The sequence below is a fragment of the Pseudomonas sp. JAI120 genome, from assembly GCF_014207255.1.
Lineage (GTDB): Bacteria > Pseudomonadota > Gammaproteobacteria > Pseudomonadales > Pseudomonadaceae > Aquipseudomonas.
Map to the genome: position 1 here is coordinate 565,332 of NZ_JACHCZ010000004.1, position 15,044 is coordinate 580,375.

A 15,044-nucleotide genomic window follows, 5' to 3' on the forward strand; every position below is an offset into this window, starting at 1 on the left:
GCGCTGACGCGCAGTACGCTGGATGAACCGGTGCAGCGCAAGTTGCTGTAACCCCGCCCCCTGTAGGAGCGAGCTTGCTCGCGAAAAACCAGAGAACACCGCAGGCATTGAGCATGCCCGCGGTATCCTTGCCGGCCTCAGTTCACTTGATCAGGTCAGGTCGAGTGGTCTTGAGCATCGCTGCACTCACCGCACCCTGAACCGAACAGGTGATCATGCCATTGCTGGCCTTGGCCAGGTCACCGGGTGCGGGCTCGACCATCAAGATGCGTTCGGCGGTATCGGTGACCAGCTTGCCCGCGTTGTCATCGCCGCCTTCCGGCACCCAGGCTGATTGCTTGTGCGACCAGATCTGCGCACGCGCGTAGATACCGTTGGCTTTCTCCAACGCCGTACCCGGTACTTTACTCAGTTGTGCGTAAAGCGCGTCGGGCGCCTGCTCGGTGTAGAAACCCCAGTTAATGATGCGCGAGCCCATCAGGTCCTGGTCTTCGGCGAAAAAGCCGGTCAAGGTCACACCGTCAAGCGTCAGTGGCGTATCGAACATCCAACGCTGGCCCATATCGGATTTTGTGCCGCCACTGAGCGTGATCTTGCCGTTCTCCAGCTTATGGGCAACACGTTCCTTGAGCCCTGGCTGGCTTACCACCGCCAGGGAGTTCTGGTCGCAGGCGAGAAAACTTTGCAGGGCAGGCGCCGCGGCGAAGCTGCTGGTGCAGGTCGCCACCGCAGCGAGCGAGATAAACAGACGATACAGTTTCATTGACAGCTTCCTTGGGTCTAAATAATTGCGGGCCGGAAGGGTCAGGCGCTTAGCGGGGGATTTGCGTCCATACGGTGCCACTCCGGCTTATGTCGTGGTCAGTCAACGAGGGTTGAAGAATCGCGTGTCAGCCCCTTATCAAGCTAAGTGTGCAGGGCGGATGAACAGCGACAACGGCCGAGCTCGGGGCCCGGCCGTCTTAAGTGTTTTTAGTTACTTGCTTTCTTTTGCCACGGTGCCCAAGGACGCATCCTTGACCAGATAGCGGCCTTCCAGATCGCTCAGTACTTTGAGACTGTTGCGCGCCACGGCGAAGCCCATTTCGACTTCCTGCTTGAGGTAAACCACCTGACCGGCCTTGACGTCGATTGGCATGTCCGCCCAGTTTTCAGCCTTGGAGCTGATCACATGCTTGCCCGGCGTCACGAAAAAATAGATGTATTGGTTACCGCGGTTGTAACCCATCTCCGAGTCGGCTTCCTTGTCATCCAGAAACACGTTGAACCGTACCAGCATCCCGACGTTGCTAGGGCGTACGACATACACCAAGCCTTTATCGGCCACAGCAGCCTTGGGCAGCGAATAGCTCGCCACGTCAGCCTGCATCTTCTCTACCGACGGCGTCGAAGAACAGCCAAACAGCGTGGCCAGGGACACAACGACAGCGGCTTTGCAGAACAACTTGATCATGTATTTCTTCCTTGTGGGTAGCGGTGGGGCGGTTTCGAAAACGCCGGCGAAGGCCGGTTCAGATTTTTGATGCGTCTGTGCATCGCCAGTGTGTCGGCAGCGGATGGCATTACATGAGGCATTGTGCCATCACCCTGATGCCTTGCGCGGTTTTGGGTGAGGGGCTTATAGTCCGGCCGTCGTCCAAATGGCGATCAGGTTTGGCGACCTGACAACAGAGTGCAAAAGCAATCCGCTTTCATGCAGGTGTTTTTGCACCCGCAAAGCCGTGCCTTTTATGGCGGCTGTGCGCGGGAGACCTCCGGGTCTGCCGGTTTACTCTGTTGCCGGTTCGCCAACCTGCGTACAGCTGCCACCCATTCGTTTGGCGACGATTGAGTGGTGGTCTCAACCACTTAACAGAGTGCCAATTATGAACCGTTACATGCCCCTGACCGGCCACGACTGCACCGTCCCCGCCCTGCTCATCGACACCCAAGCCCCCCTCGACGTCCTCCACGACGCCGCCGTGCATCGCATCCAAGCCGTCACCCAACTCTTGGAAAACCTGGCCTTCCGCGATCAGCTCAGCAGCGATGCCGTGGTGCTGCAGGACTTCGCCCATCTGCTGGCGATTCCGTTGCGTGACGGCTGTGATTTGTTGGACGTGATCAGTCGCAGGCTGAACGCCAACCCGTCCTGAGTTAAACCGGGCGGCCCGTCCAGGCCGCCCTGCTCAGGTATTGACGACGATCGTCTTGGCCAACATATCGCCCAAGCGACGACGCAGGCCGAACAGTACAAAAAGACCGTCTAGCACACTGAACAGCAGCTTCGGAAAATTGCGCAGGAACGATTGGAACAGCGTGCAGTTCGTGGGGTACGGGTAACCCACCACGGCCGTGCCGCATACCCGCTTGCCCAAGCTCTGGCCATTGGGCAAGGCATCGCAAAACAAGTAGTACCCGAAGGCTGAAAACAGCAGCACATAGTGGAGGGCATCAAACAATGCCGGGCCTCCTGCAGAGCCCAGATAGAAATAGGCGTAGTCCAGGTTTCGGTTCAAAAACAGCAGGAAAAGCACCACGGCCATATCGATGAAATAGCCGAGCAGGCGCTTGCCTGGGCTGGCGAAATTCCAGGTGCCTGCGGCCGATACTGATTCGCTCATACAGTCATTTATCCAAAAGTCGAAGAGATGTCATTGAGGCCGGCACACGTTGTACATGCCCGCTCGCGTCCATACCCGGTGGCTTTAACCTCATGGCGTTTGTGGCTGTTCTGAATGTGAACGGGCGCAGATTTGCTCCCACCCTTTCTCAATCGTGCCCGTGTACTTACCGCACGACGCGCCCTTTAACTGAGCGTCCATAAAGTCCTGCTCCGGCCCGACCCACAGCAGACCAACCAGATAGGCCACCCCGGCGGCAAACACCAGCAACGCCGATGTCCGAGTCAGCATGAATCGCAGCACGGCGGCGGCGGTTCGAGACCGTTCAAACACACACGCGAACAACAACCCGATCCCACCCCAGACGAAACCCGCCGCGGCCGTGCCCAACCAAGACGAATCACGATAGAGGTAGGCCCAGGCCAGGATGAACGCGATGGCGCTGACGCACATCAGCAGCAGGCACAGCCACTGGGCGATCCGACAGCCGATACTCGAAAAGCTCATGGAAACGTCGTCCCGATACGCGCTCGTTCATTCGAAAACCAGATGCCGGAGACCTTGCCCACCACATCCTCAAGCGCAACCTGGCCCATGAAGCGGCTGTCGTTGCTGACATCACGGTTGTCGCCCAACAGGTACACATGCCCCGGCGCTACCTGGAGTGGCGCCAACTCAAGGGAGTAGTCCTTTTTGACGCGCTCAGCCGGTGCGTGAAACAAACCCAGGTTCTCACCGTTGCGGATAACCTCGCCATTGACGATGGCCAGAGTGTCACCACCGATTCCCGCCACCCGTTTGACCGCCTCGGTGCCATTCCAGCGATACACCACGATATCCCCCACTTTGGGCACGCCAGCCCGCAGGTCCGACATGATGTAGTCGCCAATCGACAACGTCGGAACCATCGACCCCGATGGAATGTAATAGTTTTTGAAGCCCAACAACGGCACCCGAAAGACGTCCAGCGTCAGCACCAGGATCACCACCACGCCGACGTAAAGAGCGTGGAAGCGTTTACGCGGCACATTGGGCGGACCGCTGTAGCGACGGGCCAACACGGCGGACACGATGGCAGAGGTCAGTTTGACCGTGATGACGAAAGCGAAGAATGCATACAGCCCAAGGGGCGTAGTGACCAACCCCAAGGCGCCCATCAGCGCGACCCCGCCGAGCAACAACGCTGCGACCCGGATACCCCACTGCGTGCGGCCTACATACACCAAACCCCAGCCGGGGATGAGGCAGGCCATCAGGAAGGCCTGGAGGGAGAATTTTGCGGGTTTCATTGATCGTCCTTAATGCAAATGCTGGCGCCGCGCATATTACTGCTGGGCTCGCCAATCCACATAACCTTTAATCGCTGTTAACTGGCTAAGGATTGTGACGGTGGTCTGCCCCTGATTTCCCTTTCTCCATAATCATTAATCAACTGTAAGCCATTATTCTTTTTTCTAAGAAATCGATAAAATTTTTCGCGTACACACTAGAAGCTTGATTAGAAAGATCAAGCCTATAAACAGGATACTCCCCATCATTAAGACCATCGTCCGTGGCAAAATAAAATGATTCCCCTGTCCCCGGCGCTTCACAGATAAATAGCCTCTCCTTCCCACACAACCCATTTCGACCGTTAACGATTGACATATAAACGATATCACCACCATTTACACTGTCAAAATCCATTTCGCAAATACTATAAATCTCCTCCCCAGATATTTCCCCGCCAGAATAACACTTCAGCCACCATTTATAGCTATCAGGCAGTTTCAACCCAAGACGAGTTTCAGCTTTATAAATCCACTCATCAGCAATCCCGTCACCATAATCAGAAAACTCAACGAATTCCGACTCTCCAATAAGATTAATTATTCTCGAATAATCCACGCCTAATTACTCCCCGCTCCGAGCCCGCAACGTCCAACAATCCGACTGAGAAGAGTTAAATTCTTTGGCCTGCTTTGTCAAAGTTTTTGCATTCAAATCCGTAGGAACTGAAACAGGGGAAATAGGGCTCAGACCATCATTAAAGCGTGGTCTGATTCCGATTTCGGGACCCCAATTTCGTGCCAAAGGTAAATTAAAAGCCATGCGAATTAAACTTGTAAAACTATCCACTTCACCTCAAAATCAACTAACTGAGCCTGAAGACCTGCCTCACGCTCGAACCAATATTCAAACCCTTCAATATCACCTTTTTTCAAGTAAAGATAATACCCACCAGTATCGCCATCACGGTCGTCCGCAACAACAATTTCCCAGCCAGAATATTCGCCAGTGACAACAACACCCTTCCGAACGATAGACATATTCATATTTTAGTCTGCATAGGGAACATGATTGTTAGAAGCAGGGAAATAGAGGTCAAACCACCATTAATGTAACCGTGGTCTGCCCCCTATTTTCATTGACTAAATTCCAATACAAACCCCAACAAATAAATAACAAAAGACACGCACGCCAGTGATGCCCGCCCCACAGGGCTTGCATCTTTGCCTAAACCACCTGGACCTATAGAGATCCAGCCGCCTCTCAGATATGCAAACACAGCTTGCCCAAACCACAACTGAAGCATCAGAGCGCTGAAAAATGGCCTTGCATCGCCCCAAAAACGAAGAAAACAATTGAGTAACGCGGCGATCAACAACAATGCCCCCAATAGATACCGGTATTTGTACAAAGCCGACTTCATACTAATTTCCCTTGAAAGCACCAATATCCCTTTCGGCCAGTTCATCTCAGACTTTAGCAACACCCAGTGCATTGGATACTCTCGCAGCCTCACTGACAGGAATACCTTTACAGCGGCTGCGCCTCCCGTCGTGAATACTGCTATGCCACCCATGGCCGTTCCAACATCGGAGACTATCTTGGCATCGGCCGCTTTTATCCATTTCAACGTATTGGCATCAACCAGATCGATATTGGCACCCGATGAAATACACTCTGCCGTACCGCAGCAGAAATAGGGGGCAAACCGCCAATATACATTGGTGCACTAATCGTGGCCTGATCCCTATTCCAACATTAACCCCTTAAAATTTCAGAGACTTAAGCATAGCCGCATATAAAAATCACGAAAAATAATCCAAAAAAATGGATTTTTAAAGAGCATCAATAACTACAGTAATTACGCCCGCCACGCCACCAAGAAAATTTTCCCGCTTATTTGGAAACTTTATAAAAATGTGGTCTGCCCCCCGACTTCTGATTTCTCGACCTATCAACTAGAAAAAGACACCGACGGGCGACTTTCCGTTAGTAAAGTGCCTCATTCAACAGCTCAAGCCATAAAGCGGAAGCATCCGCCTTAATTCCAAGAGTCACTAAGCGCAAAGAAAACTCCTGCACGCCGGATTCTGGTTCTTCCTCATAATCCATTGAGACCTCATGCAAATTGCCCGCGACGATAATCAGTTGTTCAAAAGAGTCTGCCATTGGCCGCAAACTCAATTTATGACCAGAACTTATATCCAAGAAGTAGGCCCTGCTGTTATTACTGGAGTCTTTTCGCCCTAAACAAATAATATTGGCTTCCCAACGTGCAACCTCAACAATTTCGTTATCATTGTAAAATGTAAGCCATGGATTTTCAGGGCTTCTGTTTGCCTCTATCAGGACTGACGATAACTCGCGCCGCCCGTAAGGTACTGGCCATAAATTCAATTGGCCGATTGAAACGCCGAGCACTTGCACGCGCTCAAGCAACACCAGATAGTCATCAGGAAAATGTTGTCCATCCTCCCTCAGCGAGGACAAATAATTCTTTGAGTAACCAGGAGAACACAGCTTTATTTCTGAGGCAATGACGGAAAACCTGGCAGCCATTTTTTCGGAATATTTTATTAGTCCATCTAAATCATTAATCATCACGTGACCTATTGACCTGAATGTTCGGGATGCCAAATACCCCATCCCGGTTGCTTACTATGAACCGAGCTAGGGAGCGGAATCGCGTTTTTACCATAGTCCAAATGGTGGTGAATAATGGTTTCATCAAGAAAAGACTGATGTTCCGGAAATTTATCCACCCAATGCTGATCGACCACTGGAGACTGCTTTGCCTCAATACGGAGTAAGTTTTGTGGACTAAGGGTATCACCGTAGTTATTTTTCCACTCCGCCCAGAATTGTTTGGAGTTCCGAACGCCTCCATCCATCGTTTTTGGACCGGACGTAAATAAAGATGAGTCAATCGCCATCGGCCCTTGACCTTTAATGGGATCGATTCGAATGAAATAAGGGCTACCTACTACCTGAGGAGGAAGAAAAACACCTTCAGCACCAAGGCTACCCTTGGCGAAATTTGGGCCTGCTTGCAGAACGTTTCTATCAACCAGAATGCCGAGCTCTGCGTCGGGTATTGCCCCAACCACGCTCTCATTTTTGGGTATCGTCACCTTCGTGCTGCCAGCGACTGACTGTCCCTTAAACAAACTTGGCAACCCCGCAGCCGACGCGTTCAAAAGCCCAAGAAAAATGTTCTTGGTACCGTCACCCGCATCACCGTTGCTGGCCTGTACTCCACCATAAGTGATCTGCAATATCCCACTTTCAGCAGTCACCAACCGTATTGCCAAGCCTACCGACCCGCCCAATGCATACAAGGCAGGAGTGCCAACTGCAGCTTCTGCCTGATAGTTCTGTTCGAAGCGCCATATATGTTGCGCTTCGCGGTAAAGCTGTTCGTTTTCGCTAGGAGAGCGGTTCATCTGCGCCGACAGATCGCCGGGATAGAGCCGTTCCAGGGAAGCGTCTTTGATGGAATTCCCAGCTGCGTACGCCACATCGTTGCTTTGCCGCAGAGGACCGGGTCGCATAAGCGCGTAGATGCGACGAGCTGCCTCATCCTTCCCGTACGCCACAACGAGTGCGTTTGCGTAATCCGCGAGATACGCCTGCGCCGCGGCTTTATCGGCAGCCGACATCGAGTCTGGGTTGCGGCGCAGGCGCTCAACCAAAGCATCTGAAATCTGATCTTGTTGATCGAGCGCAATCAGCGTCTTTGCGTCCTCGGAGGTGTACTTGTTGCGTTTGATCGCATCGCGAGCCTTTTGAAGCAAAGATTCGTTGGCTGGACTCAAAAGGTTATTTTCAACCGCATTCTTCCCAACCTGCGCGGCTGCCACCGCATTCAGCGCGTCCTTGCCAACCAACGATCCGGAGAGCCCAGCCGCCAGGGTCGAGAGACTGGAAATTGTCTGCTTTTGCGCTTCGGACAGGTTTTCGTTACTGACTCCGCCATACAGACTTTCTTTGATCAGCTGTGCGGTTTTCTCCGCCACCACGGCCCCGGCTGCCCCTGCCAGCGCGGAGTTACCACCGGCCCGCGCCAACACCGCACCCAGCACGGCGTGAGCCATCAAGTTGGCGTTCGGGTCGCCCTCGGTCATCTGCTTGACCGTTTGCGCCAGATACGGCGCCGCCGCCCCTGCCAACGCACCACCAACGCTGCCCCCCATCGCCGCTTGCACCACGGCAGTCACCGCCTGGCTGGCCTTCTGGAAGCTGCTGCCAACGCCATAATCCTGCTGGGCTTGCTGGCTGATCTGAGCTGGCGTCGGGTTGGCAACCCCATTCGCCACGAGTTTCTCTCTCGCCGCCTTGCTGACTTCACTGTTGGGGTCGTTAGCCGCTTTGATTCTCGATGCAGCAATGGCGTCGCCAATCCCTTTGGTCAACTCCATCGAACTCTTGATCAGATCCATGCGTTCCTGCATGGCCTTTTCATCAGGCTTGTCGAGACGCTGGTTGGCGTTGGCCGTGTCGCGGTTCAAGCCGACCAGGTCATTGGCACCCTCGGGGTTACGCACCACGATCGTGCCTTCGCTGACGGCACTGCGCGTGTAGCTGTGGTCCGAATCGTTCAGCGACATACCATACAAGGCACCCGGCGTGAGGGTACTCGCGCCGCTACTGTAGGAACCGGAGACGCTGACGCCGGCCGATTGGCTCTTGATCTCGCTCTTATTCTTGATGTCGCTGACCAGCAGCCGATCGGTGAGCAGCAGGTTTTTGTCGGCCGTGGCTTCACTGGCAATCACCGCACCTTGCAGGGTGGTGTTTTTCGCCACATCGATGGTGTAGCCACCCTTACCGGCAAAGAAGCCGCTCTGGTCGGTAACCGCCTGGTAGTCGCTGTTCATCTTCGAAGCCGCCAGGTTCGCCGACGCGGTTACCGGGGAGCCATAACAGATCGGCGGAATGCAGATGCTCGCACCGAAGCCCGCGCTGTTCTGCTTGCTCTTGGACGTTTCGGTGTCTTGGCGCGACAGGATGTTGAGGTTGCCGCCGATGTTGGCATCGATACGCTCAGCGCGTACCTGCGCCCCGATCAGGCTGGTGTCCTGGCCGCTGCGCAGCACCAGCGAGCCGGTGTCCAACGTGGTGTTGACCTGGGTAACCGAGCCACCCGAGCCAAGGTTCTTGGCGGTTTGTGCACCGAGGTCGATGGTGAAACCGTTTTGCTCGCCTATGTTAAAGCTGGCACCGATAGCGGTCCTGTTGCGCGAGCCATCGTTTTTACGGTCAGTGGTGTTCTGTGCGCTTTGCATCAGGATGTTGTTTTTCGCGGACAGCAACGTGCTGTCGGCTTTCAACGTACTGCCGGTAATCGTCAAGTCACCCACAGTGCCCGGCGCATCGCCCGCAGCGATGATCGACAGTTTGCCCCCGGCGTTGAGGTTGCTCTGGTGAGCGGTCTGCGCCGTGTATTCGCTGCTGCTTTTGGTACGGGTGTTGGCCAGTTCGGTACCGATCTTGATCAGCGACCCGTTGCCAGCAGAGCCACCGGTCTTGTCCTTGAAGCCAGTACTTTGTTTAGCGAGATCGCCCGCCTGGTTATTCAGGTTGTACATCGACAGCGCCGCCTGGGCGATCTTCACGGCCTTGAGGCGCGGGTCGTCGGAGCTGCGCGCCGCCTCGGCTGCGTCGCGGATGCTGTTGGCGGTGTCGACCACGGTGCCCGCGATCACGCGCCCAACCGCCAAGCTCTTGGAACTGTCCTTACTGGTCTGACTGGCCGTCTCCATCCCCGAAGTAACGGTGACATCAGCCCCACTCAACTCCATGTTCTTGGTGCTCACCAGATCACTGGCCACCACCTTCAACTCACGCCCTGCCGTCAGCGACACATTACCCGCACTCGAACCAATCGTGCTGCCGGTCAAGGTCATTTCATTGGCTGTGCCGTTGTGCTTCGAGCTGTTGATGTACAGCTTCTGGTTGCCGGTCATGTCATCCAGACCGAGCTTGTTGCCGGTCAGCACGCCGGTGAGGTCGCGATTTTTTTCCTTGTGCATGTCGGTGCGAGCGAAGGTGTTTTGCGCCGCGTCGATGGTCAGGTCGCGGCCGGCCTGGACAGCGAGGTCGCCGGTGCTGACCAGGGACGAGCCGGTGACCGTGGCGTCGCGCTTGGCGGCGACCGTGACGGTTTCGCCGGAGACCATGCTGCCCAGGGCGGTGGTGCGTTTTTCGTCGACTTTGTCCTGGACTTTGCTCGACTTGAGGCCGCCCCAACTGCTTTTGCTTTCCTTGCGTTCGTGGCGGGCGCTGTCGGCGTTACTGACGGCGAGGATGTTCACGTCCTGGCCGGCCACCAGCTGCGTGGCGCCTTTTTCAGCAGTGACGGCACTCCCAGCCAGCAGCAGGTCTGCACCGGCGACGACTGTGCTGTTCGTCCCCGCGCTGACCAGGCTGCCAACGTTGCTCACGACGTCGGTTTCATCCAGGCGGAATTTTTTGCCCTGGGAGGTTTTCTTGGTCTTGCTGTAGAAGCTGTAGTCCTGGTTTTCGGCGGCTTTGAGCTCGAGGTTTTTACCGGATACCAGGTAGGCCTCGTTGCCGGCATTGACCTGACTGGCGACCAGTTGCAGGTTCTGCCCGGCGCTCAGGGTGGCGTCGCCGCCGGCCTTGATCACGCTGGACACTTGCTGCACGTGGTCTTCGATGCTCTTGACCTTTTTCGTGTTGCCCGTGGAGTGTTGCTCGTTGGCTGCCGCGATGGCGTTGAGGTCGCGGGTGGCAATCAGGTTGACGTCGCGCTTGGCTTCGACCTGGCTGGCGATGGCGCTGATATCGCGCCCGGCGATCACATGCAAGTCGCGGCCAGCGTCGACCACAGAGCCCTGTTGGGCGATGGTGGTGAAGCTGGAACGGTTGCCGATGGCGCCGCTGTCGAGGGTTTTCGAGGCGGTGATGTTGACGTCGCCCACGGCCTTGACCGTGGTGTCGGCACCGCTCTTGAGCACGCCGCCGACGTTGTTGACGTTGCCGCCAGCCTGCATGGCCAAATCGTTGGCCGATTCGATGCGCGCGGCGCTGTCGACGAAGTCGCTGCGTTCGGTGCGGTAGTTGCTGGCGCTTTCGTGGGTGGTGACGCTGCGTTCGTTGAGCAGGTCGGCGCCGGCGGCGAGGTTGACGTTGCCTGCGCTGATCACACCGCCTGCGCGGTTGGTCAGGTTGTTGCCGCTGAGGAGGTCGAGGCGCCCACCGGCTTCCATCAACCCACTGTTGGTGAGGTTGCCGCCGACGTTCGCCAGCAGGCTGCCGGTAGCGCGCAAGGTGCCGGCGTTGTTGAGGTTGCTGCCGGTGATCAGGTTGACGTCAGTGCCGGAAATCAACGCGCCGTTGGGTGCCAGGCGGTTGCTGGCCTGGGCGAGGTACAGCACCGGCACCAGCACTTGTTGGCCGGCGACGGTGGCGTTTTCCAGCCACACGATGTCGTGGGTCAGGGCGGCGACTTGTTCGGCGGTGAGGCTCACGCCTACGGACAAATTCAGCGCGCTTTTGCTGCTGATGGCGTTGTCCATCAGGTGCTTGAACAGGTCGGCGTCGCTGGTCTGGCCATCGATGAAACGCTGGCCGGTGCGGGCGAGTACGGCTTGCTGGATCAGGCGTTGTTCATAGAAGCCGTCGCCCAGGCGACGTTGCGCGGTGTCGGGGTCGTAGCCGAGCTTGGTCAGCATGTAGTCCGAGCTCATGAACTTGCGCATGTCGGTGAGCAGCGGGTTGGTTTCGATCAAGTACTTGTGCGGGTTGGCCGCGAACTGGCTGGTGGGCAGCCCGGTTGCGCCATCGCGGTCGTTGAGGTGGAACAGGCCGTTCTGGCCGGTGGGCAGGTCGAAGCCGGGCAGGCCCAGCGGGTTGACCTGTTGCTGGGCCACGTCCGGTGGCAGTTGCGGGTTGAGACTGACCAGGGTCGAGTAGCCCGGCGCATTGGTGTTGGCGCCGCTGCCGACGTAGGTGTAGCCACCTCGCACGACGCTGTTGTCGATGCCGGCCTGGGCTCTCACGTCCACACTGCCACCGGCCTGGATCACGGCGGCGTAGCTCTGGTCGGGCACCATCAGCTGGGTGGTTTTGCGCAGGTCGGTCTTTTCGCTCTCCATTTTGCCGATGAACGAGGCCAGGCCCGCTTCAACGCCGCCCATGTCCTGGCCGGCCGAATAGCGCTGGGTGAACGCAGCGGCTTCGCGGTACCAGCCTCCGGGCTTGCGCTCGCGGGCTGAGGTAAAGACGCGGTCATACTGGGTATCGTGGGTCACGACGCCGACGTTGGTGAGTTGGTTGACGATGGCCGTGAGGTTGCCGCCGGCGGCGATGCTACTGCTGCTGTTGAGCAGCTCGCCGCCGGTGAGCAGCATGTTGCCGCCCGAGGTAATGCTGGACGCTGCCGTGGCATCGCTGACGATGAAGTGATCACGCTGGGTAATCTGGAACGGCCGGTTCTGCTTGCCGCCTTCGCAGTCGCCACCGGTCACCCCGTCGATACAGGCGATGGGCGTGATGGAGGCGCTGTAGATGCCAGACTCGGTGGTGAGCACAGTACGGATGTTCTGGATCGTGCTGGCCGCCAGGATCAGGTTGCGCTCGCTCTCGATGGTGCCCGAGCTGTTGATGATGCTGGTGGCCAAGCCGCCCTGGCCGTCGCGGTCGACGCGCAGGTTGCCCATGGCGTAGATCGCGGCGCCGAGGTTTTTCAGGCGGTCGACCTTGAGGTTCAGGTCGCCGCCACTGAAGATCAGACCGTGGTCGTTGAGCAGGTTGCCCACCGAAAGATCCAGGCTGCCCTGGCTGGCGACGCTGCCGCCCACGGTCCAGTCCTTGCCGCTGCCGACCAGGGCGCGGGTGCCGAGCAGTTTGCCGGTGGCGGTCTGTTGCAGGTTATCCACGTTGACGGTCAGGCGCCCGGCCTGGATCGCGGTGCTGTTGGTCCAATTGACTTTGTCGAAGGTCAGGTCGCCGTTGGTGACCAGGCTGCCACCCACGTCATCGAGGCTGATGCCACTGAGGTCGAGCACCCCGGTGCCCACATGCAACACCGTGCCGCCGGTATTCTGGAAGGTGGTGGCGGCGAGGCTCAATTGGTCGTTGGCCGTCTCCAGACGGCCGCTGTTAGTGAGCAAACCACCGATGGCGTAGCGCGTTTTACCGCTGGGACCCAGGGCACGCATTTGCCCGCTGTTGGTGAGGCTGGCGGTCGCGACATCGAGCGTCGTGGCGCTTTCGATCAAGCCACGGTTGGTCAATGCGCCGTCCAGGCTGACGTCGATCCGGTTGCCGGCGATCTCGCCGCCGTTATCCACATTCTTACCGGTCAGGTGCACGCGATCCCGAGCAAACAGCGCGCCGCTGCCGTTGTTGAAATCCGTAGCGTCGATCTGCGCATCACCGGCTTTGGCGGCGATGCGGCCACCGTCGTTGTCGAGCGTACCGGCGGTGATGGTCACGCCAGAGTTTTCGCTATGGATCAGGCCGTTGCCGCTGTTTTGCAACAGGCCGCTGGTGGTCAGGGTCAGGCCATCGTTGGCGGCCAGGGTGCCGGTGTTACGGTTGTCGATGCTGTTGGCGAATACCGTCAGCAAGCCCTGGCTGGCGAGTTTGCCGCCCTGGTTATCGATGTGCGCGGCGCGCTGGATCAGCAGCGGCCCGGCGCTGGCCAGCTTGCCGTTACGGTTGATCAGGTCGCCGATCAAATCCAGGGTGATCGCCACGCCGGCGGTCAGGCTACCGGTGCTGTTATCCAGGGTATTGCCGTTGAGGGTGAACGCACCGGTGCTGTCGATGATACCGCCCTGGCTGTTGTCCAGCAGGCCGCTGACGTTGAGGGTTTGTGCACCGTCGCTGAGCAGTCGACCTGTATTGCGGTTATCGACGCTGCCGGCCGTGACGTTCAGCACCTGTTTGGCGTTCAAGGTACCGCCCTGGTTGTCCAGGGTATTGGCGGTGGCGCTGAGCTCGCGATTGGCGATCATCGTGCCGGTGTTGCTGATGTGCTGGGCCTCGAGCTTGACGTCGCCGACGGTGTTGCGCGTGTTGTCGGCGTTGACCCCGGCCTCGACGATGCCGCTGTTGGTCAACTGGCCATTGCTGGCCAGGGTGATGCTGTCACGCGCGGCGAGGGTCTTGCTGTTTTTCAGGGTGCCCTTGGTCTGTGCCTTGAGGGTGGTGCCCGCGTACACCGCGCCCTTGGTCTCCAGACTCGCGGCCTTGATGTCCACCGCACCGCTGGCGGCGGCCTGGGCCATGCTCAGGTGGCCGTTGGCGTCGAGCTGAATATCACCACCACTGGCCGCCAGGGTGCCGTCGAGCTTCACGCCCACACCGGCTTCGGTGCCCACCAGTTTGATCGCACCGGCATACATGCCGCCCAAGGCCGACGAGTCGATGGCCAGTTCCGGCTTGGCGCTGCCGTCGTCGGCGCGCGCGGTAGTTTTCAGGCTTTGGGCGTCGACGTCATTGCGCCCGGCAATCACGGTCAACTGGCGCGCGTTGATTTGCGCATTGATCTTGGCCGAGCGGGTGATGATCTCGAAGCGGTCGACGTTGCTGGCGTTCAGGCCCTGGCCGTCGATGGTCACGGCGCCGCCGTCGACCTGGTAGCTTTTCAGTTTCCCGGCCTGATCGATAATTGGCTTGCCGGTGGTCAGGGTGACGTTGGGGGTGTTGATAAAGCCGCAACCGTTGCAGCTGATGCCGTAAGGGTTGGCGACGATGACCTTGGCCGACTGGCCCGCCACTTCGGTGTAGCCGCGCAATTGGCTGGGGCTACCGCCTTTGACTTCGTTGAGGATGACATTCGCCGCGCCGCCCTTGAGGTTCGGGTTGCCGACAATGATCCCGCCCAGTTGCGTGCTTTGCACAATGCTGTTGGCGTTGTTGAGGATCACGCCGTTGGGGCCGACGTTGTAGTCCTTGAACTGGTTGTGGGACAGGCCGCTGCCATTAGGCGTGGCGATGTTCACCACCGGCACGCCGTTTCCCGCCTGGCCGACCGTGGTGCCCGGGCCACTGACCACGATCCCTTCGGCCTGGGCCAGCAGTGGCTGCCAGAACAGCGCGTTGGCCAGGATCAAGGCCAGGCCGCGTTGGCTCAGGGTTTTCAGGGCGGTAACGGGGCGAACGTCCATATTCAAAATCTCAAAGGCTGGGGGCGTTGAA

At 57.7% G+C, this 15,044-nt stretch carries 11 protein-coding genes; 1 reads left to right on the plus strand and 10 read right to left on the minus strand.

The features are described 5' to 3' along the window. Positions 1-142: 142 nt before the first annotated feature. Positions 143-763 carry a hypothetical protein gene (locus tag HDC32_RS23520; RefSeq protein ID WP_184745662.1) on the minus strand — a complete coding sequence of 207 codons (621 nt, stop codon included), beginning with the start codon at positions 761-763 and terminating at the stop codon, positions 143-145. Between the two features lie 213 nt (positions 764-976). Further along, positions 977-1,369, minus strand: coding sequence for a DUF2846 domain-containing protein (locus HDC32_RS23525; RefSeq protein WP_178116736.1), 393 nt, complete (start codon positions 1,367-1,369; stop codon positions 977-979). A gap of 508 nt (positions 1,370-1,877) precedes the next feature. Between HDC32_RS23525 and HDC32_RS23530 the strand changes: the two genes are divergently transcribed. Further along, positions 1,878-2,135: a hypothetical protein gene (locus tag HDC32_RS23530; protein WP_145336111.1), complete on the plus strand. Its 258-nt coding sequence runs from the start codon at positions 1,878-1,880 to the stop codon at positions 2,133-2,135. A gap of 33 nt (positions 2,136-2,168) precedes the next feature. Here HDC32_RS23530 and HDC32_RS23535 read toward each other — a convergent pair whose 3' ends face one another. The 8 genes from HDC32_RS23535 to HDC32_RS23570 all read right to left on the minus strand — a co-directional run bounded on the left by HDC32_RS23535 (position 2,169) and on the right by HDC32_RS23570 (position 15,013). Then, positions 2,169-2,603 carry an RDD family protein gene (locus HDC32_RS23535; protein ID WP_184745664.1) on the minus strand — a complete coding sequence of 145 codons (435 nt, stop codon included), beginning with the start codon at positions 2,601-2,603 and terminating at the stop codon, positions 2,169-2,171. Between the two features lie 90 nt (positions 2,604-2,693). Continuing rightward, positions 2,694-3,110 carry a hypothetical protein gene (locus HDC32_RS23540; protein ID WP_184745666.1) on the minus strand — a complete coding sequence of 139 codons (417 nt, stop codon included), beginning with the start codon at positions 3,108-3,110 and terminating at the stop codon, positions 2,694-2,696. Then, entirely contained in the window at positions 3,107-3,892 is a 786-nt protein-coding gene (lepB, locus tag HDC32_RS23545; RefSeq protein ID WP_184745668.1) for a signal peptidase I, read from the minus strand. The genes HDC32_RS23540 and lepB overlap by 4 nt, the downstream gene beginning before the upstream one ends. Positions 3,893-4,031: 139 nt before the next feature. Beyond that, positions 4,032-4,490, minus strand: coding sequence for an SMI1/KNR4 family protein (locus HDC32_RS23550; protein WP_167656015.1), 459 nt, complete (start codon positions 4,488-4,490; stop codon positions 4,032-4,034). 209 nt (positions 4,491-4,699) lie between these two features. Next, a complete protein-coding gene (locus HDC32_RS23555; protein WP_205885713.1) occupies positions 4,700-4,918 on the minus strand; it encodes a hypothetical protein in 219 nt (72 codons plus the stop codon). 89 nt (positions 4,919-5,007) lie between these two features. After that, on the minus strand, positions 5,008-5,502 hold the full coding sequence (locus HDC32_RS23560; RefSeq protein WP_139237781.1) for a hypothetical protein: 495 nt from the start codon (positions 5,500-5,502) through the stop codon (positions 5,008-5,010). Positions 5,503-5,861: 359 nt separating this feature from the next. After that, positions 5,862-6,476, minus strand: coding sequence for a hypothetical protein (locus HDC32_RS23565; protein ID WP_167656016.1), 615 nt, complete (start codon positions 6,474-6,476; stop codon positions 5,862-5,864). A gap of 5 nt (positions 6,477-6,481) precedes the next feature. After that, complete coding sequence (locus HDC32_RS23570) at positions 6,482-15,013, minus strand: hemagglutinin repeat-containing protein (protein ID WP_184745670.1); 8,532 nt, start codon at positions 15,011-15,013, stop codon at positions 6,482-6,484. Positions 15,014-15,044: the final 31 nt, after the last annotated feature.

Coding starts and splice junctions, on each gene's coding strand:
- HDC32_RS23520 (WP_184745662.1), bottom strand. CDS start 763: ATGAAACTGTATCGTCTGTTTATCTCGCTCGCTGCGGTGGCGACCTGC.
- HDC32_RS23570 (WP_184745670.1), bottom strand. CDS start 15,013: ATGGACGTTCGCCCCGTTACCGCCCTGAAAACCCTGAGCCAACGCGGC.
- HDC32_RS23535 (WP_184745664.1), bottom strand. CDS start 2,603: ATGAGCGAATCAGTATCGGCCGCAGGCACCTGGAATTTCGCCAGCCCA.
- HDC32_RS23525 (WP_178116736.1), bottom strand. CDS start 1,369: ATGCAGGCTGACGTGGCGAGCTATTCGCTGCCCAAGGCTGCTGTGGCC.
- HDC32_RS23540 (WP_184745666.1), bottom strand. CDS start 3,110: ATGAGCTTTTCGAGTATCGGCTGTCGGATCGCCCAGTGGCTGTGCCTG.
- HDC32_RS23530 (WP_145336111.1), top strand. CDS start 1,878: ATGCCCCTGACCGGCCACGACTGCACCGTCCCCGCCCTGCTCATCGAC.
- HDC32_RS23555 (WP_205885713.1), bottom strand. CDS start 4,918: ATGAATATGTCTATCGTTCGGAAGGGTGTTGTTGTCACTGGCGAATAT.
- lepB (WP_184745668.1), bottom strand. CDS start 3,892: ATGAAACCCGCAAAATTCTCCCTCCAGGCCTTCCTGATGGCCTGCCTC.